This is a genomic window from Microbacterium sp. KHB019, assembly GCF_037285405.1.
Taxonomy (GTDB): domain Bacteria; phylum Actinomycetota; class Actinomycetes; order Actinomycetales; family Microbacteriaceae; genus Microbacterium.
Map to the genome: position 1 here is coordinate 922851 of NZ_JBBDHF010000002.1, position 26631 is coordinate 949481.

The 26631-nt window shown below is 67.7% G+C and carries 23 protein-coding genes; 16 read left to right on the plus strand and 7 right to left on the minus strand.

From position 1 onward, the window contains the following. Positions 1–49: 49 nt before the first annotated feature. From KHB019_RS10930 to KHB019_RS10945, 4 genes are read left to right on the plus strand one after another with little or no spacing between them, the layout of a single operon-like run. Positions 50–1018 carry a tripartite tricarboxylate transporter substrate binding protein gene (locus KHB019_RS10930; protein ID WP_230102533.1) on the plus strand — a complete coding sequence of 323 codons (969 nt, stop codon included), beginning with the start codon at positions 50–52 and terminating at the stop codon, positions 1016–1018. A gap of 52 nt (positions 1019–1070) precedes the next feature. After that, the gene (locus KHB019_RS10935) at positions 1071–1598 is read left to right on the plus strand and encodes a tripartite tricarboxylate transporter TctB family protein (protein WP_230102534.1); all 528 of its coding nucleotides are present in this window, start codon (positions 1071–1073) and stop codon (positions 1596–1598) included. Next, a complete protein-coding gene (locus KHB019_RS10940) occupies positions 1595–3238 on the plus strand; it encodes a tripartite tricarboxylate transporter permease (RefSeq protein ID WP_337458954.1) in 1644 nt (547 codons plus the stop codon). Before KHB019_RS10935 ends, KHB019_RS10940 begins: the two co-directional genes overlap by 4 nt. Next, on the plus strand, positions 3235–4104 hold the full coding sequence (locus KHB019_RS10945; protein WP_337458955.1) for a dihydrodipicolinate synthase family protein: 870 nt from the start codon (positions 3235–3237) through the stop codon (positions 4102–4104). Before KHB019_RS10940 ends, KHB019_RS10945 begins: the two co-directional genes overlap by 4 nt. A 99-nt stretch (positions 4105–4203) precedes the next feature. On the opposite strand, the gene KHB019_RS10950 is transcribed toward KHB019_RS10945, so the two are convergent. Beyond that, complete coding sequence (locus KHB019_RS10950; protein WP_337458956.1) at positions 4204–5175, minus strand: hypothetical protein; 972 nt, start codon at positions 5173–5175, stop codon at positions 4204–4206. Positions 5176–5300: 125 nt separating this feature from the next. Between KHB019_RS10950 and KHB019_RS10955 the strand changes: the two genes are divergently transcribed. The 4 genes from KHB019_RS10955 to KHB019_RS10970 all read left to right on the plus strand — a co-directional run bounded on the left by KHB019_RS10955 (position 5301) and on the right by KHB019_RS10970 (position 9840). Next, complete coding sequence (locus tag KHB019_RS10955; RefSeq protein ID WP_337458957.1) at positions 5301–6452, plus strand: DUF4185 domain-containing protein; 1152 nt, start codon at positions 5301–5303, stop codon at positions 6450–6452. A 128-nt stretch (positions 6453–6580) separates the two neighbouring features. Continuing rightward, on the plus strand, positions 6581–7948 hold the full coding sequence (locus KHB019_RS10960; RefSeq protein ID WP_337458958.1) for an ABC transporter substrate-binding protein: 1368 nt from the start codon (positions 6581–6583) through the stop codon (positions 7946–7948). Between the two features lie 70 nt (positions 7949–8018). Then, complete coding sequence (locus KHB019_RS10965; protein ID WP_337458959.1) at positions 8019–8945, plus strand: carbohydrate ABC transporter permease; 927 nt, start codon at positions 8019–8021, stop codon at positions 8943–8945. Position 8946: 1 nt separating this feature from the next. Beyond that, positions 8947–9840, plus strand: coding sequence for a carbohydrate ABC transporter permease (locus KHB019_RS10970; RefSeq protein ID WP_337458960.1), 894 nt, complete (start codon positions 8947–8949; stop codon positions 9838–9840). A 37-nt stretch (positions 9841–9877) separates the two neighbouring features. Here the strand turns inward: KHB019_RS10970 and KHB019_RS10975 are convergent, their stop codons facing one another. From KHB019_RS10975 to KHB019_RS10985, 3 genes are read right to left on the minus strand one after another with little or no spacing between them, the layout of a single operon-like run. Then, positions 9878–10906 carry a lactonase family protein gene (locus tag KHB019_RS10975; protein ID WP_337458961.1) on the minus strand — a complete coding sequence of 343 codons (1029 nt, stop codon included), beginning with the start codon at positions 10904–10906 and terminating at the stop codon, positions 9878–9880. Between the two features lie 28 nt (positions 10907–10934). Continuing rightward, the gene (locus KHB019_RS10980; protein ID WP_337458962.1) at positions 10935–11681 is read right to left on the minus strand and encodes an SDR family NAD(P)-dependent oxidoreductase; all 747 of its coding nucleotides are present in this window, start codon (positions 11679–11681) and stop codon (positions 10935–10937) included. 2 nt (positions 11682–11683) lie between these two features. Then, positions 11684–12817 carry a glycoside hydrolase family 172 protein gene (locus tag KHB019_RS10985; RefSeq protein WP_337458963.1) on the minus strand — a complete coding sequence of 378 codons (1134 nt, stop codon included), beginning with the start codon at positions 12815–12817 and terminating at the stop codon, positions 11684–11686. 100 nt (positions 12818–12917) lie between these two features. On the opposite strand from KHB019_RS10985, the gene KHB019_RS10990 reads away from it, so the two are divergent. From KHB019_RS10990 to KHB019_RS11010, 5 genes are all read left to right on the plus strand, one after another. Continuing rightward, complete coding sequence (locus KHB019_RS10990; RefSeq protein WP_337458964.1) at positions 12918–13898, plus strand: LacI family DNA-binding transcriptional regulator; 981 nt, start codon at positions 12918–12920, stop codon at positions 13896–13898. Between the two features lie 191 nt (positions 13899–14089). After that, positions 14090–15589 carry an FGGY-family carbohydrate kinase gene (locus tag KHB019_RS10995; protein ID WP_337458965.1) on the plus strand — a complete coding sequence of 500 codons (1500 nt, stop codon included), beginning with the start codon at positions 14090–14092 and terminating at the stop codon, positions 15587–15589. Then, positions 15586–18207, plus strand: a complete 2622-nt coding sequence (locus KHB019_RS11000) for a GH116 family glycosyl-hydrolase (RefSeq protein ID WP_337458966.1) — start codon at positions 15586–15588, stop codon at positions 18205–18207. The genes KHB019_RS10995 and KHB019_RS11000 overlap by 4 nt, the downstream gene beginning before the upstream one ends. After that, the gene (locus KHB019_RS11005) at positions 18204–19835 is read left to right on the plus strand and encodes a fucose isomerase (RefSeq protein ID WP_337458967.1); all 1632 of its coding nucleotides are present in this window, start codon (positions 18204–18206) and stop codon (positions 19833–19835) included. The genes KHB019_RS11000 and KHB019_RS11005 overlap by 4 nt, the downstream gene beginning before the upstream one ends. Positions 19836–20004: 169 nt before the next feature. Continuing rightward, the gene (locus KHB019_RS11010) at positions 20005–21381 is read left to right on the plus strand and encodes a flavin monoamine oxidase family protein (protein ID WP_337458999.1); all 1377 of its coding nucleotides are present in this window, start codon (positions 20005–20007) and stop codon (positions 21379–21381) included. On the opposite strand, the gene KHB019_RS11015 is transcribed toward KHB019_RS11010, so the two are convergent. From KHB019_RS11015 to KHB019_RS11025, 3 genes are read right to left on the minus strand one after another with little or no spacing between them, the layout of a single operon-like run. Then, entirely contained in the window at positions 21341–22042 is a 702-nt protein-coding gene (locus tag KHB019_RS11015; protein WP_230102560.1) for a Pr6Pr family membrane protein, read from the minus strand. The genes KHB019_RS11010 and KHB019_RS11015 overlap by 41 nt on opposite strands. Positions 22043–22089: 47 nt before the next feature. Further along, positions 22090–22302: a hypothetical protein gene (locus KHB019_RS11020; RefSeq protein ID WP_337458968.1), complete on the minus strand. Its 213-nt coding sequence runs from the start codon at positions 22300–22302 to the stop codon at positions 22090–22092. Positions 22303–22316: 14 nt separating this feature from the next. Then, complete coding sequence (locus tag KHB019_RS11025) at positions 22317–22904, minus strand: hypothetical protein (RefSeq protein ID WP_325471127.1); 588 nt, start codon at positions 22902–22904, stop codon at positions 22317–22319. A 142-nt stretch (positions 22905–23046) separates the two neighbouring features. Here KHB019_RS11025 and KHB019_RS11030 point away from each other — a divergent pair, with 142 nt between their 5' ends. Genes KHB019_RS11030 through KHB019_RS11040 form a run of 3 tightly spaced genes read left to right on the plus strand, consistent with a single transcriptional unit; the run spans position 23047 to position 26627 of the window. Continuing rightward, positions 23047–24228 carry a glycosyltransferase gene (locus tag KHB019_RS11030; RefSeq protein WP_230102563.1) on the plus strand — a complete coding sequence of 394 codons (1182 nt, stop codon included), beginning with the start codon at positions 23047–23049 and terminating at the stop codon, positions 24226–24228. 12 nt (positions 24229–24240) lie between these two features. Further along, positions 24241–25473 (plus strand): glycosyltransferase family 4 protein, encoded by a 1233-nt coding sequence (locus KHB019_RS11035; RefSeq protein ID WP_337458969.1) that lies wholly within the window; start codon positions 24241–24243, stop codon positions 25471–25473. Positions 25474–25496: 23 nt separating this feature from the next. Next, a complete protein-coding gene (locus tag KHB019_RS11040; RefSeq protein ID WP_337458970.1) occupies positions 25497–26627 on the plus strand; it encodes an AI-2E family transporter in 1131 nt (376 codons plus the stop codon). Positions 26628–26631 lie beyond the last annotated feature (4 nt).

The window sequence follows — 26631 nt, forward strand, 5'->3', positions numbered from 1 at the left end:
TCAGGTCCCCTGCCTGCACCACACCACCTGCACTCAAAGAGGAGCGAAGATGACCACCAAGCGCATGACCCGTGTGCTGACCGCCGCTGCGGTCTTCACGACCGCAGCACTCGTGATGTCCGGATGCACGAAGGTCGACGAGACCGGCGCGTCCGAGTCGTCCTTCCCCGAGAAGGACATCCGCCTGATCATCCAGGCCAACCCGGGCGGAGGCTCCGACCTGTCGTCCCGCGCGCTCGCCACCGAGCTCGAGGGCATCCTCGACGTCAGCGTCATCCCCGAGAACATGCCCGGCGCCGCCGGCGCGCTGGCGATGGAGTACGTCGCCGAGCAGGACCCCGACGGCTACGTCATCGGATTCGGCCCCGTCGAGATCGCGATGCTCAACACGACGCAGGGAGCGAACGTCCTCCCCGAGAACTACGACCTGCTCGGGCAGATCATGCTTGCTCCCGGTGTCATCACCGTCTCCGCGGCCAGTGACATCAAGACCCTCGAAGACCTCGTCGCGAAGTCGAAGTCCGCGCCGATCACCGTCGCCAACTCCGGCGCCGGTTCGATCTGGGAAGCCGCGAGCATCGCCCTCGGAGCGGAGACCGGCGGAGAGGTGACTCCCGTTCCTTACGACGGCGGAGCACCGGCCGTCGCCGCCGCAGCATCCGGCGAGACCGTCGCCGCCGTCTCCGGACTCGGCGAGGCGCTCTCGCAGGGCACGGCTGTCCGCATCCTCGCGGTCATGAACGACGAGCGTCACCCCGATGCCCCCGACGTACCCACCGTCGAGGAGGCCATCGGCGAGGATGTCGTCTTCGGCGGCTGGGGCGGCATCTACGCGCCCGCCGGGCTGCCGGACGACGTCCACGCGACGCTCGAGGCTGCGATCAAGGAAGCCGTCGAATCCGACACCTACACGAAGTTCCAGGAGGACGCCGGAAACCTCGTCGTCTACCGGGACTCCGCGGACTTCACGAAGTTCGTCGGCGACCAGTTCACCCTGTTCCAGGACCTGCTGGGCTGACACCGAGCGCGGAGGCCGGGGAGCCCGGCCTCCGCGCCGTCGAAGGAAGATCATGTCGTCTACCGAGGTCGCTGACAGCGACGAGTACCAGGGCGCGGCGTCCTCGCGTGCGCTCGAGATCGCGTTCGGCGTCGCCGCACTCGCGTTCACCGCCGGATACCTGGCACTGTCCACGCAGATCCACCTGCGTCGAGAGGCCGCGCCCGGCCAGATCGACGCGCGGTTCTGGCCGATGGTGCTCGGAGTGGCCGGCGTCGTCGTGGCGATCGCCATTCTCGTGATCGCCATCACGCGGCCGGCGCCCGGCCGCGAGGAGATCGAGCGGATCCAGTCCGGAGGCGTGCTCCGGGTGATCGTCACGCTCGTGATCGCGACCGCCTTCATCGCCCTGTGGTCGCTGGGGAGCGTCATCCTGTTCGGCTACCGGATCGAGATCTTCCCGGTGGCCGCAGCACTGCTCATGGCAGCGCTCATGCTCGTCTACGGGCACCGCCGCTGGTTGAGCCTCATCATCTACACGGTCTCGGTGACAGCGTTCATCTACGTCGTCTTCGGCATGCTCCTGAGGATCCCGCTATGACCCCGATCATGGAGGGGCTGTCCGCGCTCCTCGACGTCTCCATGCTCCTCTACATGGGAGTCGGGCTCGTGCTCGGCTTCATGGTCGGAGCCTTCCCCGGCATCACCGCGACGATGGCCGTCGCGCTGGCCGCCGGATTCACGATGACTCTCGAACCGGTGCAGGGTCTCGCCGTGCTGCTCACCATCTACGTGGCCGCGAACTTCGGCGACCGGGTCCCCTCGATCCTCATCAACACCCCGGGCACCCCGGCATCCATCGCAACCACCCTCGACGGCTATCCGATGGCCAAACAGGGACGCGCCGGCCTCGCCCTCACGATGTCCGCGATCGTCTCCGCGGTCGGCATCCTCGCATCCCTGGTCCTGTTCGCCGTCGCGGCCGTGCCGATCGCGAGCTTCGCCCGCGACTACTTCAAGTCGCCGGAGCTGTTCGCCCTCGTCGTCTTCGGCATCGCCATCATGATCGGCATCTCGTCGAAGTCGATGCTCAAGGGCATCATCGCCGGGCTCTTCGGGCTCATGCTCGGCACGGTCGGCACGTACGCCGCTACCGCAGACCAGCGCTTCACGTTCGGCATCCTCGAGCTCGTCGAGGGCGTGAACTTCATCGCCGTGATCATCGGCCTGTTCGGCATCGCCGAACTGTTCGACCAGCTGCTCACGCATCGTAAGAGCCATGTCCGCCCCATCTCGAGCCTCGGACGCTGGTGGCCGAACAAGTCCGAGTTCAAGCAGAGCGGTCGCGCAACAGCGGTTGCCGGCACGGTCGGCCTCGGCGTCGGGCTCATCCCTGCCGCCGGCGGGGACATCGCCGGGCTCATCGGCTGGGAGCGTGCTCGCAAGGCGTCGAAGAACCCCGAGGCGTTCGGCAAGGGCTCGATCGAGGGCGTGGCGGCATCCGACACGGCATCCAGCGCCACGCTCGGCGGCTCGCTGACGACGACCATGGCGCTCGGCATCCCCGGCGACTCGGTCATGGCCGTGATGATCGGCTCGATGATCATCTGGGGCATCACCCCTGGCCCGACCCTCTTCACCGAGCGACCGGATCTCGTCGTCTCGATCGTCGGCATCATGCTCGTCGCCACCCTGCTCTCGCTCGGACTCAGCCTCGTGCGCATGAAGGGCATGGTGAAGTTGCTCGACGTGCCGCAGCCGTACCTGTGGAGCGGCATCCTGATCTTCTGCATCATCGGCACGTACGCGACGTCCAACAGCCTGTCGACCGTGATCACCATGCTCGTCTTCGGTGTCGTCGGGGTGCTGCTCAAGCGGATGCAGGTGCCGGCCGGTCCTGTGGTGCTCGGCCTGCTGCTGGGTCCGCTCGCCGAGGAGAATCTGGCGCGGACCCTGGCGATCCTGCCGACGCGCCCGTTCTTCGAGGTCGTCAGCCCGATCGCGATCATCCTGCTCGTGCTCGCCGTCCTGTCGATCGTGATGCCGGCGATCCGTGCCGCCCGTAAGCCGCGCGCCGAGCGGGCGTCCTTCGCCGATTCCGTGCTCGACACCGAGAGCATCACGCAGATCTCGAATGCGCACGACGAGCTCGCCGCGAACCCCGACCTGCTCACGTCCACCGTGCGCAACCTCGGCAAGAAGAACGCCGACAAGAAGAAGAACTCCAAGGAGAAGAAGTGACCCGTTACGACATCCTCACCGCGATTCCCACCGCGTTCCACAGCGACGGGAGCCTCGACGTGGACGGGTCGCGTGCGATCTTCCGGTTCGTGGGGGAGTCGGGCAACGAGGGCGCCTTCGTGCTGGGCACGACGGGGGAGTTCCCCTCGGTGGATGTCGCGGAGTTCACCGCCCTCGTCGGGGCGGCGATGGACGAGCTCGCCGACAGGATGCGGGTCATCGTGCACGTCGGCCAGCCGAGCGCCTTCGAGGCCGTGCGCCTCGTCGGCATCGCGAAGCGGCTCGGTGCGACCGAGTTCGCAGCGCTCACCCCGTACTACCTGCCTTCGGGCGACGACGCGATCTTCGACTACTTCCACTCCGTGTCGGATGCCGTCGGCGACGGGCGCCTGTACGTGTACATCTATCCCGCGCGCAGCGGCAACCCGGTCTCGCCCGAGCTGCTCGTGCGCCTCGCGCAGCTGCCGAACATCGTCGGGGCGAAGATCAGCGAGCTGTCGCTCGAAGAGATCGCCGCGTACCGTGCGGTCGTCCCGGCGGACTTCGACCTCTACACAGGGGCCGACCGCGACCTCATCGCCGCCGTCGAGGTCGGCGCTCAGGGTGTGGTGTCCGGCGTCTCGTCCGTGACCCCGAAGCCGTTCCGCGCACTGGCGGATGCCGGGCGTTCGGGCGATGCCGATGCGATCGCCGCGGCGCAGGCCGGTGTCGACGAGGTCGTCTCGCTCATCGGGGGCGACATGGCCCGGATGAAGGAGGCGTACCGCGTTCTCGGCGTCACCGACGCGCACTGCCGCATGGCGATCGCCGAGCCGACGGATGCCGAGCGCGAGGCTGTCGCGCAGGTCGTGGCCAAGCACCGCTGAGGTCGGGCCTTCCTCGCGAGACGGGGTTTGCCGCACGAAACGAGGGCTGTGCGCCCGGGTCTCGTGCAGCAAACCCCGTCTCGTGGTTCCGGATGCTGTCTAGTCCAGCGGCTCCACCGAGAACCGGAATGCCGCGCCCTGACGGAACGGCTCGACGATCTCGAAGTTCTCGTAGGCCACTCCGCCCGGGATCGGCGAAGCGCTCGCCCAGTACGACCAGCGCCCGTTCACCAGCACCTCGAGATCGGGGTGCGGGTCGTCGACGCGCCACGTCTGCACGGCGCGACGCCCGAGGAAGTGCCAGTGCTGTGCCGTGTCGTCCGAGTACGTGACCGCGGTCGGATCGTCCTCGTCGCCGGTCGCGCTGACGATCGCGGCGTCGCCATCGCGGGTGAGGTCTGCGAGCGTGAAGCGTCCGTGCTCCGTGAAACCCGTGCTGGAATGATCCCGCCACAGGTCCGAGGGATGGACGACCCGGTCGGCCAGCTGCACCTGGCGCAGCCGCGCCCAGTTGCCCATGGTGGCGGTGAGCACGAGGCTCGACAGCGGCATCGAGCCCTCGTTAGCGAACCCGGCGACTTCGACCTCGTGCGGCAGATCGGCGCGGAAGCGCACCCGAACCCGCACATCCGCGCCGTTGTCGAAGCGCTCGGCTCCGATCCACACGGTCAGGCATTCGACTCCGTCGATCTCCTCGATCACTCCCCGCGCCGGCGAGAGCGGGTCGCGCGGCTCGGTGTCATCGGGTGAATCCATCGACCAGAACCGCTTGCCGTTCTCGCCCTCGTCGAGCGTGCTGGGTTCGAGTTCTGAATAGCCCCGGCTCGTCGAGCCTTCGGGGATCGGCTCGACCGCGATGAAGTTCACGAGCCGCTCGCGCGGGTGGTCCAGGTAAGCGGTGAAGATCCGCAGCAGACCGCGCGGGCCGGGGATCGGATGGATGCCGAGCTGCAGGCCGTCTGCGTGGCCCCATCGCGGCTCGGCCGGAGCATCCGGAGCGGGGCGAAGCCAGCGGCCATGCGCTTCCGCGGGGGTCGCATCGGCGAATCTCTCGGCCTGATCGGTGCTCAACGGATCGTCCTTTCGGCAGGGGATGGAGGTCGAATCGACATGGAAGATCACGGTAGTCCATATGAAATCGATTTCGCTAGAGTGGGGCGAAACAGCGCCCTCGCTGTGGCCGATCAAGGAGGATCATGCCCCGTGAACGCCGAACGATCATCCGCTGGAGCGCGGCTCTGGCATCCCTGTGCGTGGGACTATCTCTCGGCGCCTGCGCGAACGGCGCCGGCGTGACGGTGGATCCCGACCCGGACAAGCCGTTCGTCCTCGAGGGGGTGACGAACGTCACCGAGATCGCGCAGCTGACCGGCCCGGGTGCGATCAACGACACGGCATCGGTCTCGGTCGCCGGCACCGATCTCGGGTCGATGGTGAACGTCGGCGATCGGACGCTGTTCCTGTTCGGAGACACGTTCGGCGAGCGCGACCCGGACTCGATCGGCGGGCAGGGTGGCTTCTGGCGCTCGAACGTCGCCGCGTGGACGACGGACGACGATCCATCCGACGGCATCACGTTCGATGACTGGATCGACGACGACCTCGGTCTCGCCACGGCGCTGATCGAGGGCGATCATGACGAGAACGGGGCGGAGGGCGAGGTCACCAAGATCCCGACCTACGGATTCGCGATCGGCGAGACGATCTACGTGGCGTACATGTCGGTTCGCCACTGGGGTGAACCAGGCGCATGGGACGCCAACTATGCGGGGCTCATCGTCTCCCGCGACGGCGGCGATTCCTGGGATCGCGTCGAGGGAGTGGAATGGCCGGGCGACTCGAACTTCATCCAGTTCGCGACCGCTCAGGTCGCGGAAGACGGCCAGGACTACATCTACGTCTGGGCGATACCGGCCGGTCGGTTCGGCGGGGTGCAGCTGATGCGCGTGCCTGCGGACGAGGCATCCGTCGAAGATCAGGGCGCGTACTCGTACTTCGCCGGACTCGACGGCGAATCGCCGCAGTGGAGCTCGGAGATGACGGATGCCGCCACCGTCGTCGACGGCACTATCGGCGAACTGTCCGTGATGTGGTCGCCGTACCTGGAGCGCTGGTTGATGACCTACTCGGATGCCGGCAACGCGTACATCCGCGAGGGCGTCACACCGTGGGGTCCCTGGGGTGATCCGATCGAACTGGTATCGGTGACGGACTATCCGGGTTTGTACTCGCCGTACCTGAATCCCCGATACGTCTCGGACGACGGCAGGACCGTGTACTTCACCCTGTCGCTCTGGGGCCCGTACAACGTCTTCTGGTTCTCAGCCGAGCTCGATCGCGCGCGGTGATGGTCGAGTCGCGACCCGCGTGCGGATGCCGCTTGCGCATGAAATCGATTTCGCCTAGCCTGACGCTACGGCACTGTCGCCGTACACAGCCCCGACTCGACGTCGAGTCGTGTTCCTGAGGAGGAACCATGAGAATCACACGCACGCGCCGTGCCGTGATCGCTGCCGTTGGCGCAGTGGCGGTCGGCACACTCGCACTGTCCGGCTGCGGATCGAGCACGCCAGGAGAATCGGCCGACGGCGGCGGAGGCGAAGCCGGCGTCACCACCATCCAGTTCTGGCACCGCACCTTCACCCCGGTCGAGAACGAGTGGTACGAGAACATCGTCAAGAAGTTCAACGACTCGCAGGACAAGATCAAGGTCGTCGACACCGAGGTGCCGGCCGACGCATGGGACCAGAAGATGAAGGCGGCCCAGGCCGCAGGCAAGGCGCCCGATGTCTACACCCATCCTGGGAGCATCCAGGATGCGGTGAACGCCGGGCAGCTGCACGAACTCGACTCCATCGTGCCGAAGGACGCCCTCGCCGAGATCATCGACGCGGCCAAGCCGGTCTCCGAGATCGACGGCACCTACTACGCCTACCCGCTGCTGCTCGAGCCCCAGGCCGTGCTGTTCTGGAACAAGGACCTGCTCGACGCCGCCGGCGTGGATTCCGACAACGGCCCGGAGACCTGGGACGACCTGATGGCGGCGTGCGCCAAGATCCAGCCGACCCTGGCCGGCGGCCAGTACTGCATCTCGCCGGCGCAGGATGCCGCGACCTTCGCGTGGTCGTCGGTCGGACAGCAGTACAACTTCGCCGGTCACACGGCACTCACCGACGACTGGACGGCGCCGAACATCGACGACGACGGCTACCGCGCGATGATGGAGCAGTACAAGGAGCTGTGGGACAAGGGCTACATGCCGAAGCAGCCGCTCGCGGCCTACGTCGAGGGCAAGGACTTCGGCGAGCAGAAGGTGGCCTTCAAGGTCTCCGGTTCCTGGATGATGTCGGAGATCGGATCGGACTACCCCGACCTGCTCGGCTCGACCGGCATCGGCGCGTTCCCGAACGCGGATGGATCCGACGACCGCACGGCGACGACGCTCGGCAACTTCAAGTGGGTCGTCGATGCCAAGACCAAGAACGCCGAGGCCGCAGGCGAGTTCCTGAGCTGGGCGATCGCCGGTGACCCGGAGAACGTCGTGCCGTTCTTCGTGAACACCCAGTTCACGAAGGTGCCGGTGCGCCAGTCGGTTCAGGATGCCGTGGCCGATGACGAGGCGGCAGCCGACGCTCCGTGGTCGGGTGTCATCGTCAACGACATCGCGCCGACCGCCATCCCCGAGCCGACCTACCCCTGGGACGTCTCGCTCGCAGTCGGTACGGCTTTCGAGTCGGTGATGAAGGGTGCAGCATCCGCCGATGACGCGATCAACACCGCGAACAAGGCGATCCAGACCGTGATCGACCGTGACGGACTGGCCGAGAAGGCACCGAAGAACTGACAATGCTCACGTCGGGGGCCGGGATGATCCCGGCCCCCGAACAGTGACGCACCCGAACGACGAGGTGGACATGGCCAGTCAAGCTGTGCAAGAGCGCCGGATGGCCCGGCAACGGCAGAATCGGCACCGATTCCGCGACGACAAGATCGCCTATTGGTTCCTGGTGCCGGTGGTGGTGCTGCTGGGGATCTTCGTGATCTGGCCAGCGGTCTACGCGGGCTACCTGTCGTTCCAGAACTGGAGCTTCTACAAGGACCCGGAGTTCGTCGGCTGGAAGAACTTCACCGATGTGATGTCCGACCCGCTGTTCTGGGCATCGGTCGGTCGAGGGTTCGGCTTCGTGGCGCTGACGGTCCCGCCCATGCTGATCCTGGCGTTCCTCTTCGCCAGTCTGGTCGTCAGTGTCGGCAAGAGATTCGCCGGCATCCTGAAGGTCAGCATCTACATTCCGACGATCATCTCCGCCGTGATCACGTCGATCATCTTCGTGCTCATCTACGACTACTCCGGGGGCCTGCTCAACTGGTTCCTCGCCTTCCTCGGCATCGACCCGATCGCGTGGATCGGCGACCCCGCGTGGGCGTTGCTCGCGATCGCCGTCCCGGCGATCTGGCTGGGCATGGGCCTCACGTCACTGATCATGGTGGCGGCGATGGTCGATATTCCGCAGGAATTCTATGAAGCGGCTGCGATGGAAGGCGCGAACTGGTGGCAGAAGACCGCCTTCATCACGCTCCCGCAGATGAAGAACATCCTCCTCTACCTGTTGATCACGGGGTTCGTGGCGGCGATCCAGCAGTTCGAACTCCCTCTGGTCATGACCAATGGCGGACCGCTGGATTCGACCATGCTGCCGAACCTGTTCATCTTCAATCACTTCCGCAACGACATCAACGTCGGCTACTCGATCGCCGCAGCGCTCCTGATGTTCGTGGTGCTGGGCACGGTCTCGGCCGTGGTCTTCAGATTCGTCAACTCGGAAAGGCTGGTGGACTGAGATGGCCATCATGCAGGAGACGACCCGCATCGTCCTGGCCGGCAAAGAGCCGAAGCGCAAGCCGCTGCCACGCACACCAGGATCGTGGCTGGTCCTGATCGGCAAGGTGATCGCCGGTCTGCTCTTCCTCGTCGCCGCGCTTTTCCCGCTGGCGTGGATGGTGATCGCCGGCTTCAAGGCGAAGACCGAGGTCATTCAGACTCCGTTCCAGTTCTTCCCAGAGGTGTGGAAGTGGGAGAACTACGTTCAGATCCTGTCGGATCCCACGTTCACGCTCACCATGGGGTGGACGTTCATGGGTGCCGTCCTCTTCACGCTCCTCAGCCTCACGGTCAACTCGCTGGCCGCCTACGCGTTCGCGCGGTTGGAGTTCCGATTCAAGAGGACGATCTGGACGATCGTGATCACCACGATGTTCATCCCGGCCATGACGATTCTGCTCACCAGCTTCATCGTCGTCACGAAGCTCAGCATGCTCGACACCCTCGCCGTGCTGGTTCTGCCTGGCGCTGCGAGTGCCGCGACGGTGTTCTTCATCCGGCAGTTCTACCTGAACATCCCCGCAAGTCTCGAAGAGGCGGCGATGCTGGACGGCTGCGGGCGCTTCGCGATCTTCATCCGCATCTTCCTGCCGCTGTCGAAGCCGCCGTTCGTCGTGATGGGCATCACCGCGTTCCTCGCGTACTGGAACTCCTACGTGTGGCCGATCCTGACAATCACCAGCCCGGAGCGTTTCGTAGTGCAGCAGTACCTTGCGACATTCCGCTCGGAGCGCTCGACCGAGCTGGGGCTGCTCATGGCGGGTTCCGTGCTCGCCGCGGCGCCCGTGATCATCCTGTTCCTCATCTTCCAGCGTCAGATCATCGGCAACATCAAGATGGCCGGGCTCAAGTAGCGATGCTTCGTCTGACCGCGGCGGTCAGCCAGGTCAGTCAGACGAAGCGGACCCAGTTCGCGCCGCGGCCGGTCTCGACCTGCTGCAGGAGCTCGAGCTCATCACCGTGGACGGCGTACAGCGACACGGTCGTCGACTTCTCGCCGGCCGCGATGAGGTGGGCGCCGTCGGGGCTGAGCGCGAAGCCGCGCGGCTGCGTCTCGGTGACGGTGAAGCGTTCCGGGGCCGACAGTGAGCCGTCCGCGCCGACCGCCACGGCGCCGAGTGTGCTCTCGGTGCGTTCCGACGCCCACAGGGTGCGGCCACCGGCGCCGAAGTGCAGGTCGGCGCCCCAGATGAAATGGTTCGCCAATGGGTCGGCGCCGAACTCGCTGGGTGCGAGGCCCTTGGCGGTGTCGTAGGCGGTGGTCGCGCCCCGCGGTTCGAGTTCGCCGGTCCGGGCGTCGCGGCCGTAGTGCACCACCTCGCCGGAGAACTCGGTGAGCACGTAGACGGCATCCTGCGCTTCGTTCAGCACGAGATGCCGGGGCCCGCTGCCCGCCGGAGCCGCGACCGTCTCCGGTGTGAGGGGCGCGAGCAACGCATCTTGACCGAGGGCGTACTGGGCGATGAGATCGGCACGCAGCGAGACGAAGTAGGCGAAGCGCGAGTCCGCGCTCGGCAGCACGGAGTGCAGGTTCGGGAACTCGATCGTCGACACCGGCGCGCTCACGATGCCGTCCGAGACCGTGCAGCTGATGCCGTAGCCGCCGCCGTACGACGCACCGAGCAAGACGGTGCCGCCGTGCGCCAGGGCGAGATAGTTCATGCCGCCGCGCGGGAGGTCGAGGCGCGACTGCGGAGCGAGCCGCCCGCTCGTGCGGTCGAGGGCGAGTGTCAGGATGCCGGCCGGGTCACCCTTGACGCCGGCATAGACGAGGTCGCGGTCGGCGTCGATGGCGAATGTCGAGGATCCGGTGATTCCCTCGTTGACCGCCAGCCGTTCGAGGCGTCCGCCGGAGAGTCGGAAGGTGCTGATGGAGCCGTCGCCCGCGTTGGCGACCAGGACGAGCGCAGAGTCGGTCATGCCTCGATCGTACGGGGCACCTGTGCGATCACCAGACGGTGTAGCCGCCGTCGGCGATGACGTCCGACCCGGTCATCAGACTCGACGCCTCGGAGGCGAGGAAGAGGATGATCGACGCGACTTCATCCGGCGTGCCCAGGCGTCCGGTGGGTGTCCGGTCACGCCACACGGAGCCGAGCTCGGGCTCCCGCTCGAGAAGCGCGGCCGTCAGATCCGTGGCGATGTAGCCGGGTGAGACCGAGTTCACGCGCACGCCGCGGTCGGCCCACTCGCCGGCGAGCGTCTTCGTCAGATGCATGACCCCGGCCTTGGAAGCGTTGTAGCTCACCTGCTTCTGCGGGAAGTTGCTCACCGATCCGCTCATCGACGCGATGTTGACGATCGCCCCGCGCCCGGCGGAGAGCATGTGCCGCCCGAACGCCTGACACACGTGGAACGTGCCGGACAGATTCACGTCGATCACGCGCGACCAATCGTCCGCCGACATGTCCTCGGCGCTCGCCGAGCGCACGATGCCGGCGGCGTTCAGCACGACATCGGGTGCGCCGAGGCGGGCCGTCAGCTCGTCCGCCGTGGATGCCACGGCCGCGGCATCCGTCACGTCCACCTCGACGAACTCCGTCTCGGCGTCGAGCTCATCGCTCGCGAGATCGAGCACGACCACTCGTGAGCCCTGCTCGAGGAAGCGGCGCACGGTCGCGAGACCTATGCCGCGCCCGCCTCCCGTGACCACGACGAGTTTGCCTCGCAGATCCGGATACGCTGCGTTCGCCATCGTCAGTCCTGCGGGGCCCGAGCCGGGGTCGCACCGATGTCAGGAACCGGAGCGGTTCCCAAGTGCACCTCCATGTCGTCGGCGCTGGGCGTCTTCGGTCGCCGCGCCGTCGGTCGATCGAGGTAGAAGATCGCGGTCGAGGCGATGTCGTCGCGCAGCGGCAGGTAGCGCCATCCGCTCCGCCAGCCGAGGGCCTGGATGTCGACCTTCGGGATGCCGGAGCTGAAGTGGATCGGGTCGAGCAGGTGCCAGCGGTACATACCGAACCGCTGCTGACTGACGTAGAGACCGTCCGGCTTGATGACCTGCGGCATGCCGAGGTACGGCGTCGAGAACTCCGTGTACCCGCGACCGGGGATGTCGAAGTTCCACGCGCCGCCGAAGTAGTCCTCGGTGCCGGTGCCGGCGATCGTCGGGTAGTCGGTGTCGTCGTCGAGGTAGAACTTGATCTCGCCCTCGCCCCACCAGCCGTTGGAGTTCACACCCCAGGCGATGTAGGTGCCGACGTACTGTCCCTGGCCCTCGATGCCTTCGAGGATCACATGAGGGGTGAGCTCTTCCAGCGGGTTCGAGCGGCGCCACTGCGCGTGGAAGTAGGCGTCGTTCGAGTAGTCCCCACCGATCTCGTACGTGACCTGGTAGTAGACGCGCACATCGACGACCGACGTGTTCTCGATCGTCAACCGTGCTCCGTCACGGAACGGCATCGGCCAGTAGGAATTGAACCCGCCGTGCGGGTTCGCAGCGATCGCCTGCGAGTCGACCTGCGCGAACACCCCCCAGCCGTTGCAGAAGAAGTCGCCGTACGGCACCTCGACGGCGGGCTCGTCCGAGCCGTCCCAGTAGGCGCGCAGCAGCAGGGTGCGCCAGTTATCGGTGTGAGTGGTGATCCAGATGTGCGTGATCTTGCCTGCACCCTCGATGGATGCCAGCTCGAACGTCTCGCCCGCCTTGATATCGACGCTGGGAGAGATCTTCCATCCCGGGCCGAGATCGCGTGCGGAGGCGGCGCCGGTTCCCTCCGTGGCACGGCCACCGCCTCCGACGGAGCCGTCGAAGTTCTCCGGCGAGATCGAGCGGGTCTGCACGGATCGCAGCGCCGCGATCGATGAGAGATCAGAGATTCCAGAAGTCATGCCGCAAATGTAATCGATTTCAGATCGGAAGACCAGAGCGCACCGCGGCGCGGTACTGTTTCATCACGGCCGGGTGACCGGAAGTTTCAGTGAGGTGCGCATGGCAACGATCTACGACGTGGCGGAGTTGGCGGGGGTCTCTCCGGCGACCGTCTCCCGCGTGTTCAACGGCACCAGCGTCTCCGACGAGAAGGTCGCGGCAGTGCGCAGTGCCGCCAAGCAGCTGAGCTTCACACCCAACCGCGCGGCGCGCACGCTGCGGCGACAGAGCTCAGAGGTCATCGGCCTCATCATCCCGGACATCGAGAATCCGTACTTCACCGAGATGGCGCGCGGCGTCGAGGACGTGGCATCCGAGGCCGGCTATTCCGTCGTGCTGTGCAACACCGACGCGCAGGTCGAGAAGGAGTCGACGTACCTGCAGATCGCGATCTCCGAGCACATGTCCGGCATCATCATCGCGACGGCGTCCGAGCACTCCGACCTCGACCCGATCCTCGCCACCGGACGCCCGATCGTCGCCGTCGACCGCACCACCGCCTATGACGTCGATGGCGTCGTCATGGCGAACCGTGCCGCGGGAACATCGGCGACGCAGGATCTCATCCGCTCCGGATACCGGCGGATCGCCTACATCGGCGGGCCGTCGCACATCGACACCGCCGCCGAGCGCGCGGCGGGGTGGCAGCAGGCCGTCGCCGCGGACGGACGCGAGATCGATGCGGATCTGCTGCGGTTCTCGACGTTCCGCGTCGACGGCGGACGCGCAGCCATGGAGGAGCTGCTGGCACTCCCCGAGCCTCCGGATGCCGTCGTCGCCGGCAACAACCTCATCGGCGTCGGCGCGATCCAGGTGCTCACCGAGCACGGCCTCACCCCTCCAGCGGTCGGCGTCGCCGTCATCGGCTCGCTGCCGTTCACCACGCTCTCGCCGGCCGCGGTGACGGTGGTGCGTCTGCCGGCGCGTCACATGGGTGTCACGGCGGCCAACATGCTGCTCGAGCGCATCCGCGGCGACGTGCAGCCGTCTCGCACCGTCGTACTGCGCAACGAACTGCAGTCCGCCAGCATCCCGCGCTGATCTGCCGCGGCCGCGTCGCCGCTCGTCCTCTCGCCGCTCGTCCCGCCCCGCTGGGCAGCGGTCGCATCGTGTCGCCACGGGCGCGGCCAGGCGACGTTTCGCGACCCCTCCGCGACGCGTCAGTCCCGGCTTGCGGCATGAAATCGATTTCGCGTACAGTTGCACAGAGCACCGCGACCAAGGAGGACCGCATGCGCTGCACTCTCGGTGTCGACGTCGGTACGTCGAGCACGAAGGGCGTCCTGGTGTCTGCGGACGGACGGATCGCGGCATCCGCCACTCGCGCTCACGATGTCGACCGGCCGCAGACCGGTTGGGTCGAGATGGACGCTCGCGTCTGGTGGGACGAGTTCGTCTCCATCGCGCACGAACTCATCTCGGCGACGCCGGATGCCGAGATCGTCGCTGTCGGCGTCAGCGGCATGGGCCCGTGCGTGCTCCTCGCCGATGCCGATGACGAGCCGGTGCGCCCGGCCATCCTGTACGGCGTCGACACGCGCTCGGGCGCACAGATATCCCGCATGAACGACGAACTCGGCGAGGACGAAATCGCCCGTGTCGGTGGATCGACCCTCACCTCGCAGGCCGGCGGCGCGAAGATCGCCTGGGTCGCCGACGAGGAACCGGATGCCTTCGCCAAGGCCGAGCGCTTCTTCATGCCGGCATCTTGGCTCGCCCGCCATCTCACCGGCGCCTACGTACTCGATCACCAGTCGGCCAGCCAGACCTCGCCGCTCTACGACATCGAGAACGAGACCTGGTATGAGCCGTGGTGGGATCGCTACGCCGGCCGGATCGAACGGCCGCAGCTCACCTGGGCGGGCGAGATCGCGGGAGCGGTGACCGACGCGGCCGCAGCGCTCACCGGCATCCCGGCCGGCACGCCCGTGATCACCGGCACGATCGACGCGTGGACCGAAGCGGTGAGCGTCGGCGCCCACGAGGTCGGCGACCTCATGCTGATGTACGGGACGACGATGTTCCTGGTGGCGACCGGCGAGCAGACGCTGCGCACCCCGTCGATGTGGACGACGGCCGGAGCCTTCCCCGGCACGCGCAACCTGGCCGGCGGCCTGTCGACATCCGGTGCCCTCACCGCTTGGTTGAAGGAGCTCACCGGATCCGATTACCCGGCGCTGTTGGCGGATGCCGAGACTTCCGGCCCCGGCGCGAACGGGCTCCTCGTTCTGCCGTACTTCGCGGGGGAGCGGACGCCGATCCAGGACCCCGACGCCCGTGGCGTCATCGCAGGCCTCACACTCGAGCACAGCCGCGGCGACCTGTATCGGGCAGCGCTCGAGGCCACGGCGCTCGGCGTGCGACACAACGTCGAGACCATGCGCGCTGCGGGTGCAGACATCCGCCGCATCGTCGCCGTCGGCGGGGGCACGCAGGGGCAGCTGTGGCTGCAGGTCGTCTCGGACGTCACCGGGCTCGTGCAGGAGGTACCGGAGACGACGATCGGGGCGAGCTACGGTGCGGCGTTCCTCGCGGCCTCCGCCGTCGCCGACGCCGGAACAGCGCCCGTCATCACCGACTGGAACCCGATCACACAGACGATCACCCCGAACGACGACCTGCGCGGCTTCTACGACACCCTGTTCGACCGGTACGTGCGACTGTACGAGGGGTCGAAGGCCGTCGTGCACGAGTTGGCGGCCGACCAGCGCGGACGGGGCGGCGCTTCATGAGCACGAAACGTCGCGCTCGCGGCATCCCGCACACCTCCCAGGCCACCGCGTTCCCGCTCGGCGGAATCGGCACGGGCAACGTCTCACTCGGCGCGCGCGGCGAACTGCGCGACTGGGAGCTGGAGAACCTTCCTGACAAAGGGCGCCGCAATCCGCACTCCTTCTTCGCGATCCACGCGGCGCCCGAGGATGGCGAAGCGGTCACCCGCGTGCTCGAAGCGCGCCTCACAGGTCGTCACGATCGCGATGCGGGTTACCCCTTTGACGAGCTCGCCGGGCTGCCGCGACTTGCCGGAGCGACCCTGCACGGCGAATACCCCGTCGTCGACATCGACTTCACCGACGACGACCTTCCCGTCGACGTCTCCCTCCGTGCGTTCACGCCGCTCGTACCGCTCGACCCCGATGCATCCGGCATCCCCGCCGCCGTGCTCCGCTACCGGGTCACCAATCCGGGCGCGGCATCTGTCGCCGTCACCGTCGTCGGCAGCGTCTCGCACACCGCCGGTCGCGGGACGCCAGGACCGGACGCACCCTGGGGCATGCGCGCGACGCAGACCGTGCGCTGGCGCGACGACGGCGACGTGCGGGGCCTCGACTTCGGCATCGACCTGCCGGCGGACGATCCGGGGTTCGGCACACTGAGTCTCACCACGACGGATGCCGCCACGACGGTGAAGCCGCAGTGGGTGACGAGTTACTGGCCCGACGGTGCGCGTCTGTTCTGGAACGATCTCACGGACGACGGGCTGCTGGGTCCGGAGCCCAGGCTCACCCTGGAGGATCGCCCACGCGGGCTGTTCGCCGAGTTGGATGCCGACCGATCCCTGAGCCCGTCGAAGGGTGCGGATTCCGCGCTGACCGAAGAGCAGATGATGGCGAAGCTGCCGCGCATCCGCACCGGTTCGCTCGGGATCGTGCACGCTCTCGAGCCGGGGGAGAGCCGCGACTTCGAGTTCGTGCTCGCGTGGAGCTTCCCCAACCGCCGTCGCGGATGGCACGGGCACATCGTGTTCGCCGACCCTGATCCTTCAGATGCGGGGGGTGGCGTCGTGCGCAACCACTACGCGGCCCTCTGGCCTGACGCCTGGTCGGCGGCGGCGCACCTGCACGCCAATCTGCCGGAGCTCGAGTCGTCGACGAACGCTTTCGTCGACGCGCTCTACGGGGGCAGCCTCGACCCGGTCATCAGCGACGCCGCCGGTGCGAACGTCGCAGCCCTCCGCTCGACGACATGCTTCGTCCTCGAGTCGCCGAATCCCGAGCTCGGCGACGGACCCGTTTTCGCGGCGTGGGAGGGATCGTTCGATCACGGCGGATCCTGCGAGGGCACCTGCACGCACGTCTGGTCGTACGCCCAGACGGCGGCATGGCTCTTCCCGTCGCTCGAACGCAGCGCCCGTCGAGCCGAGTTCCTGCTCGAGACGGATGCCGACGGCGCGCAGAAGTTCCGCGGCAACCGCATCTTCGGCGGACCGAGCTGGTTCATGGGCCCCGCCATCGACGGTCAACTCGGCACCCTGATCCGGCTGCACCGCGAGTGGCGATTCAGTGGCGACGACGCTTTCCTCGCCGAACTGTGGCCGGCGGCATCCCGCTCTCTTGACTATGCGATCCGGGAGTGGGACCGCGATGGCGACGGGCTGCTCGACGGCGAGCTGCACAACACCTATGACATCGAGTTCCACGGAACGGAGCCGCTCGCGAACGGCATCTTCCTCGCCGCGCTCCGCGCCGGCGCCAGGATGGCCGAGCACCTCGGCGAGGCCGACAGGGCGCGTGAGTGGTCGGCGCACGCCGCCCGTGCGGCCGCGGCGATGGATGCCGTCCTCTGGAACGGCGAGTACTACCGGCAGGTGATCGACGACGCCGACCAGCACCGCTACCAGTACGGCAACGGCGTGCTCTCGGACCAACTGCTCGGACAGTTCCACGCCTTCCTCGGCGGGCTCGGTGAGCTGCTGCCGCGCGAGCGCGTAGAGTCCGCGCTGGGGGCGATCGTCGAGCACAATCATCGCACCGACCTGTCGCGCCACGAGAGCACCCAGCGTGTGTACGCGTTGAACGACGAGGGCGGATTGCTGCTGGCATCCTGGCCGCGTGGGGGGCGCCCGGCGATCCCGTTCGTGTATTCCGACGAGGTGTGGACGGGCATCGAGCACCAGGTCGCCGCATCGCTGCTTTTCGCCGGCCGTACAGACGACGCCCTGCTCATCGAGCGCACCCTGCGTGCCCGCTATGACGGCACGCACCGGAACCCGTGGAACGAGATCGAGTGCGGAAACCACTACGCCCGCTCGCTCGCATCGTGGGCACTGCTGATTGCGGCGAGCGGCGCCCAGTGGGATGCCCCGTCGCGCACTCTCGCGTTCACGCCGGCGAGCACTGCGGTCCCTGAGCCTGTCGAAGGGCTCCGTTCGCTGTTCACCGCCGGGGCAGGGTGGGGGCGCGTCGAGATCGACGACGAGACGCTCACGCTCCACCTCGATGGCGGCGAGCTCGAACTGGACGAACTGCACTTCCGCGGAGCGGTCATCGCTCGCGGCATCCGACTCCGCGCCGGCGAATCACACGCCGCGCGGCTCACAGACAACCACTCAACACCGGAGGAATCATGAGCTACACCCTTCCCACCCTGGCGTCGCGCCCGGCATCCGCACCGAAGACCGCGTATCTGATCACCTCCGGTGACCTCCGCGAGTCGGCGAACATCGGCGGCTGGCCCACCCAGCAGGCGCTCGAAGCCGGTGTCACCAGGGTCTTCGAAGGGCTCGGCTGGACGGTCGTCCGAGCGTTCGACGTCGACCCCGAGACCGGACACGGCTTCATCTCGAGCCAGCGCATGGGGCTCGAGGTCTTCAAGAGCATTCCGGCGGACGCTCCGCTCATCGTCGCGATCGCGAACTGGCAGTACTCGCACCACGTGCTCGCGGGTCTCCGCACGCACGAAGGCCCGATCCTCACCGTCGCGAACTTCGCCGGCGACTGGCCGGGCCTCGTCGGCCTTCTCGGCTTGAACGCCGGGCTCACGAAGATGGACAAGCCGTACTCGACGACCTGGTCGGTCGACTTCACGGACGACTGGTTCACCGAGGGGCTGAAGGAGTGGACGGAGACCGGCACCATCACGCACGACTACTCGCACGTCCGCGCACTCCCCGCCCTGCCGGACAGCCCCGAGAAGGAGCTCGGCGAGGCTCTTGCCGCCCAGCTGCGCGACGAGAAGGCCATCATCGGCGTCTTCGACGAGGGCTGCATGGGCATGTACAACGCGATCTTCGACGACGAGCTGCTCAACCACACCGGCATCTACAAGGAGCGCCTGTCGCAGTCGGCGCTGTACGCCGAGATGCTGAACGTCACCGAGGACGAGGCCGACGCCGCCTACGACTGGCTGATCGATCACGGCATGACGTTCAAGTACGGCGAGGACGGCACCACCGAGCTCACCCGCGAGCAGGTGCAGTGGCAGATGAAGATGTACATCGCGGCGCTCCGCATCGCCGATGACTTCGGTCTGGATGCCGTGGGCATCCAGTACCAGCAGGGGCTGAAGGATCTCGTCCCGGCATCCGACCTCGCCGAAGGCATCCTGAACTCGACCGAGCGTCCTCCGGTGACCTCGCGCGACGGCTCGCGCGTGCTGCACGAGGGTCGCGCGTTCCCGCACTTCAACGAGGCGGACGAGGGGGTCGCCGTTGATGCGCTCGTCACCGACCGCGTCTGGCGCGCCATGGGTCTGGTGCCGGACAACACGCTGCACGACGTGCGCTGGGGCGAGGACTACGACGGTCAGTTCGTCTGGGCGTACGAGATCTCGGGCTCCGTGCCCGCCTCGCACCTCGGTGGCTGGGACAAGGCAGAGGGCTGGCGCCAGGGGCACGTGTTCTTCCCCGCCGGCGGCGCGACGATCAACGGCGTCTCCAAGCCCGGTGAGATCGTGCTGTCGCGGGTGTTCATCGCCGACGGCATCCTGCAGGCCGACATCTTCCGCGCGTCGGTCGTCGAGCTGCCGGAGGCGGAGACCGCTCGTCGGCACGAGGCGACCAACCCGGAGTGGCCGATCGCGCACGTCGTGCTGCACGGCGTCTCGCGCGACCAGTTCATGGCCCGCCACAAGGCGAACCACGCGCAGCTCGTCTACGCTCCGGATGCCGAGACCGCAGACAAGGCCCTGATCGCCAAGGCCGCGATGTTCGACGGCATGGGCATCAAGGTCAATCTGATCGGCGACGTGAACGTCTGACGCACTGAAACATCACTTCCGGCGCGAGAAACCATCAGGTACGTGGTTTCTCGCGCCGGAAATGGTTTCTCGCCCATTCGCGGGCTACCCCGGCAGCAGGCCTCGTCTCGCGGCGGATGCTGCATAGGACGCGCGTTCGGCGAGAGCGGGTAGTCTGGCGCGGGTGAGGATGACGCGTCGCCAGCTGCTGATCGGCGCCGGAGCCGGCGCGCTCGGCGTTCTGCTGGTTTCGTGCACCCCGGAGCCGAAGCCCACCCCTACTGCGACGAACACGGGTACCCCTTCACCGCTGCCGACGACGGCCGTTCCGGCCCCAGCATCCAGCGTTCGCAGCACCTGGGGAAGCGACCCTTACTCGCGCGGGGCAGTGAGCTTCACGCGGGTCGGCGTGCAGGGCGATGCGCGCGAGCGGCTTGCGGAGCCCGTCGAAGGACGGGTGTTCTTCGCGGGCGAGGCGACGGATGCCGACAACCCCGGCACGATCCGCGGGGCGATCCACTCCGGCGAGAGCGCCGCGATGCGCCTGCGGGCGTCGGCCCTGGCCGGCGAGCGGATCGCCGTGATCGGTGCCGGCCTGGCCGGTGCCGCCGTCGCCGCGAGCCTCAGGGACGCCGACCTCCAGGTCACCGTGCTCGAAGCGAGGGAGACCGTCGGCGGACGCACGCCGTCGCGCGTCGACGACGAATGGGCGACGCCGATCCAGCTCGGAGGCTGGCTGCTTCCTGCGCTCGCCGAAGGCGAGGAGGCCGGCCGCGAGGAGCTCGGTCTGCCGGAGACGGTGGAGCTGGCATCCGCTCTCTGGCGTGCGCCGGACGGCGACATCGAAGCGGTCGCCACGACCCCGCTCGCCACGGCGATCACGGCTGCGGGCAAGCTCCCCACCGATGTCTCCCTCGCCGAGGCTCTCACCGACGCGGGCGCCGACCTCGAAGATCCGAGCCTCGCCGGGCTGCTCGCCTACCTCACCACCACGGCCGGCGCCGATGCGGAGTCCCTGTCGTCCTGGTTCCCGCCTGCGCTGCCCTCAGCCGCGCTCAGGGCGGTGGTCGGCGACTTCGACGCGCACATCAGAGAGCTGCTGTCGAACGCACAGCTCACGCTATCGACGCCGGTGACCCGAGTCGCCTACGACGACGCCGGAGTCAGTCTGCGGCTCGGCACCGGCGAGTCCACGTCGTTCGATCGCGTCGTCATCACCGTCCCGCTCGGTGTTCTCCAGAGCGAGCGGATCGACTTCTCCCCACCGCTGCCCTTCACGCATCGTGGCGCCATCAACGCGCTCGGCATGGGCCACATCGAGATGATCTGGCTGCGCTACGACGAGCCGTTCTGGGACACGGATGCCACGATCTGGCACTCCATCGGCGGCGAAGCCGACCAGCTGGTGCGGACCTGGATCAATCTCCAGCCCAGCACCGGCGCCGGCATCCTGGTCGGCGTCGTCGGCGGTGCGGCGGCCGAGGAGTTCGCGGAGCTCGACGAGCAGGCGGCGCTCGTCGCCGCTCTCACGTCGCTGGCGCCGTTCCTGCCTCCGGAGACCGACTGACCTTCTTCCGGTCGCGGCGGACCTTCGGTCGATCCGCCTTCGCCGGACTGATCCGGCTGATCAGCGCGAGAACAGCCGCGACGAGCGCGAAGATCGCCAGTGCGACGCCGCTCGTGAGTGCGAACTCCCCGAATCCGGTCACTTGGCGCGGGTCGAGGAAGTAGTACGGGTACCAGCCGATCAGCGGGCCGCGCCACATGGTCACGCCACCCCATGCGAGAGGGAACGCCAGGCAGCCGGGCACGATCCACCATGGCACCGAACGGTGACCGGGGGTGAGGGTCCACGCGATCGCCGTGAAAGCCGGCAACCAGAAGTGCAGGACCTGATCCGACCACGGCACATCGACGCGGATGCCGCGGAGCCCCGCTTGCCAGACGATCAGAGCGAACGCGAGCCCGGCGGTGATGGTCCAGGTGAGGACGAGTGCGAGGGCGACGCTGAACCACCGAGGATCGGTCGCTCGGCGGAGCGCCAGGATGCCACCGAACACGAGCACGACGACGAGCCCGATGTTCGACTCCACCGTGAGGTACGCGAAGAAGTTGTTCCCGGCGATCGTCTGCGAGCTGAGCCCCCAGAACAGGCGATGAACGAGCGCGATCAGACAGATGGCGGCCGTGGCCAGGCGAAGCACGCCGAACGTGATCCGTGACCTCACCGTCTCGTGGGCTCCTCTCCGACGCGCGGGAACGTCATCCGGCGAGTCTACGGAGTGGGCCTGAGCGCGTGCGAACGGCGCCACCGGCGGTCGTCCGGCGTGATCGCCGAGAGCAGGGTCTCGTTGAGCTCGACGTGCTCGCGCTGCATTGTCGCCATGGTCTCGCGAGCGGAGTCCGTGAGCTCGACGAGCACCGCGCGGCGATCGGTCGGGTGCGGAGTGCGGCGCACGTGGGTCGATGGACCGTAGCGCTGCAGCATCGATTTCAGACCGATCAGGCGGGCGGCAGGCGGAGCACGTCCGGCGATTCGCCGCCGGTGAGGTCGTCGGCGATGCGGATGCTTCGGGCCAGGTCGTCGAGCGCGGGAATCAGGGTGCCGAACCGCTCTCGGTCGCCCCCGACCGCCGTGAGCGTGATCAGGTGTGAGCCGGTGTCCCACGTGTACGTCGCGAACGGCGGCTGAGCGGGCTGCGAGGGGAAGGACATCACGAGCTTCTCGCCGGCGCCGAGCACCGTGGTGAACGTCTCGGTGTCGTCGTACTCGATCGGCATCATCGCGCGAGCGCGGCGCACGTCGTTGGTCAGTTCCTGTGTGTTCGCCATCGCGACGACGAGCTCGGGGTCGGCCTTCCACGTCCACACCAGCACGCGGCCGTCCGCACGCTTCATCATCGCCGGGGCGAACTGGCTGACGATCCACGCGCCGGCGCCCGCCGCTCGGGGGAGCGGGTTCTGCCCTCGCTGCAGAGCCTGGCCCATCAGCATCCTGATCGCCGCTTTGCGATGCCGGCGTCCCTTCCAGCCGAACGAGTCGGTGACAGGGATCCAGAGCTGCGGGTCTGCGGAGCTGGTGATGCGCATGATCACACGGTAGAGGATGCTCCTCGGAGGCGGCTCAGCGCCGGGTGCTGCCACGGCGAGGGAGCCCGGCGCGTGGAGGTCGCTCAGGTAGAGTGGCCAGCGCCCGATCCCGGTCCCTCCGTACCCCGAAGGCTGCATATTCGTGACCTCCCCTGACGCTCCGCTGAAGATCCTCATCGGCTGCGACACCTTCGCCCCTGACATCAACGGGGCCGCACGGTTCGCTGAGCGCCTGGCCGCAGGGCTCGTGCAGCGCGGGCACGACGTGCACGTCGTCGCCCCGAACCGGAAGTACCGCAGAGCGGCCCCGGCCACCGAGGTCATCGAGGGCGAGCCGATGACGCTGCACCGTCTGCCGTCCGTCCGCTGGGCGCCGCACGACTGGCTGCGCTTCGTGTGGCCGTGGCGATCCAAGCACTATGCGCGCAAGGTGCTCGACCGGGTCAAGCCGGATGTCGTGCACATCCAGTCGCACATCGTGATCGGCCGTGGTCTCTCGCGCATCGCGCATCAACGCGGAATCCCTGTGATCGCGACCAACCACGTAATGGCCGAGAACATCCTCGACCACACCACGATGCCGAAGTTCGTCGACGACATCGTGCTGAAGTTCGCGTGGGCGGATGCCAAGCGCACGTTCGACCTCACCCGCGCGATCACCACCCCGACCCGCCGCGCAGCCGACTTCCTCGAGCGCACGGTCGAGGTCAGCGGCGTGATTCCGGTGAGCTGCGGCATCGACCGCACGCAGTACACCCCGACGATGGGGCAGCGCGAGAAGAACCGGATGGTCTTCGTCGGCCGCCTGACCGCTGAGAAGCAGGTCGAGGTCATCCTCGAGGCCATGACGAAGCTCGACCCCGCGCTCGATGTCAGCTTCGACATCGTGGGCGGCGGAGATCAGCGCAAGAGCCTCGAACGACTCACCGGCGAGCTCGGCCTGTCCGATCGCGTCACGTTCCACGGCCGAACGACCGATGAGGAGCTTCGCGCCGTGCTGTCGCGCGCGAGCCTGTTCGTCATCGCCTCGATCGCCGAACTGCAGTCCATCGCGACGATGGAGGCGATGGCATCCGCCCTGCCGGTCGTCGCCGCCGATGCCGTCGCCCTTCCGCACCTCGTGCACGACGGCGAGAACGGGTACCTCTTCGAGCCGGGCAACGCGAACGAGCTCGCCGCGCGCCTGACCGACGTCTTCACGGCTGAGCCAACGGAGTACGAGCGGATGCAGCAGGCATCCCTGGACGGCGTCATCGTGCACGACATCAACCGCACGCTCGACACGTTCGAGGCGCTGTACCGCGACCAGCCGCTGCCGAAGTAGCGGAGCGGTCCGATGCACATCGTCTTCTTCGGCGATCAGCACCTCGCGTCCCTGGGCGGGGCGCAGGTGTCGATGCGGCTGCAGAAGCAGTACCTCGAGCGCGCAGGGCACACGGTGACGGTGGTCGCGCCGAAGATGCACAACGGCAGCGTCTTCGGATGGCCGAACCCCTTCGACCTCCCCTCCATCCCGATAACCCTCGACCGCGAGTACTCGATGTCGTGGCCGGGTCGTCGCACCGACCGGTTCCTCGACCGGACGTTCGCGCTGCATCCGCCGGTCGATCTCGTGCACGTGCAGGCCGATTTCTGGGGGGCGTTCATCGGCCACCGGTTCGCCCACCGCCACGGCATCCCCGTCGTCCACACGATGCACAACCGGGTCGACGTCGGCATGGCCGCTGTCACACCGCTGCACCGGCAGGTGCTCGCCGTGCTCAATCTGTGGCGGCGGCAGTCGATGCGCGGCATCGGCCGACCCGTCTCGGGCAGCGACGGCTGGGCGTTCCTGCGCGGCATCGCTCAGGGCTCCAGCGCCGTCACGGCGCCGTCAGGGCACTTCGCTCGTCGGCTCGAGCAGCACGACGTGTTCCCGAACGTCGACGTCGTCTGGAACGGCATCGACGACGAACTCCTCGCTTCGGTGCTCGCCGAGAAACCATCATCGAAGCGAGACACCACGCCAGACATGGGGTCTCGTGCAGGAAGCGATGTCTCGCCGGCGCGCCGCCCCCGATTCATCTGGCTCGGGCGCATGAGCCCCGAGAAGCGACTCCTGACGTTCCTCGAGGCGGTCGTCATGTCGCAGGTGGATGCCGACATCGAGGTCATCGGCGGTGGAGGGCAGCTGCGCGCGGCGGAGAGGATCGCCAAGGGGCACGCCGGCATCCGATTCGTCGGACGCCTTCCCTATGCCGAGACGCTTACGCGGATCGCGGCAGCGGATGCCGTCGTGCAGACCTCGATCGGATTCGAGACGCAGGGCATGACGCCATTCGAGGCGGCCGCCCTCGGCACGCCGACCATCGTCAGCGACCCCGACATCGCCGCCGAGCTTCGAAGTGGACTGTGGGCCGTCCCGGACGGTTCCGTCAGCGCGCTCGCCGCGACGCTGAGGGCGGCGGCATCCGAGATCCGAAACGGAGAAGCGCCGACGCCCGACCCCGAGGTCGCCGAGGCCTTCCGCCAGTCGTCTCGTACCGCAGCGATGGTCGAGATATACGAGCGCGTTCTCGCGGCCGGCTGAGGCTCGGAGGATACGCTGGGCCGATGAGCAGCCCTGCGCCCTCCACCGACCGGATGCTCTCCCCGAGCCTGCGCGTGCTGCTGGCGCTCGCAGCGACCGTGGTCGTGATCGCCGGTCTCTCGTTCGCCCGCGAAGTGGTCGGACCCATCGCCCTGGCGATGGTGATCGTCATCATCTGCGAGCCGGTGCGGATGCCGCTGATGCGCCGCGGGCTGCCGTCGTGGCTGGGCTCGACGATCGTGATCGCGCTGGCCTACGTGATCCTGCTGGCGATGGGCGCCCTGCTGTGGTTCGCCGGCAATCAGTTCGCGCATCTCGTCGTCGGTCTCACCTCGGACGGCCAGGTGACCCGCCAGCTCGACCTGTTCGTCGCGTGGCTGAACGATGTCGGGTTCGGCCAGGAGGCGACGGATGCCGTCACGGCCCTGCTCGCCCCCGCCAACCTGATGCGGCTCGTGCAGAACGTCGGCGGCACGGTCGTCGCCGTCGCCACGGCACTGTTCTTCGTCTTCGCATACATCATCTTCATGACGGTGGATGCTGCCCGCTACCGCCACGCGCCCGCTGTGTTCGGTGCGACCCGCAGCCACGTCATCGGCCGCATCGCGTTCCTCAACCGCGGCATCCGCCGGTACTACGTCGTCAACGCAGCCTTCGGCGCGATCGTGGCGATCATCGACGGACTCGCCCTGTGGTGGATGGGTGTTCCGGCGCCGATCGTCTGGGCGATTCTCGCGTTCGTGACGAATTTCATCCCGAACATCGGCTTCATCCTGGGGTTGGTGCCGCCGGCGATCCTCGCCTACGCCGTCGGCGGCTGGCCGCTGCTGCTCGGCGTGATCGCGGTCTACTGCGTCGTCAACGTCGTGCTGCAGGTGCTCGTGCAGCCGAAGTTCGTGAGCGATGCCGTGGATCTCAGCCTCACGCTGAGCTTCTTCTCGGTGATCTTCTGGACCTTCGTGATCGGGCCGCTCGGGGCGATCCTGTCGATCCCGCTGACCCTGCTGGCCCGAGCCCTGATCCTCGAGGGCAACCCCGATGCGCTGTGGTTGCGCTGGGTCAGCGGCGATCGGACGGCTGTTCCTCCGCCGCCGGAGCCGGAGCCGGTGCTCGTGCGTCCGCGCCGACGGCGCCGCTGGATCTGGCAGCGCTGAGCGC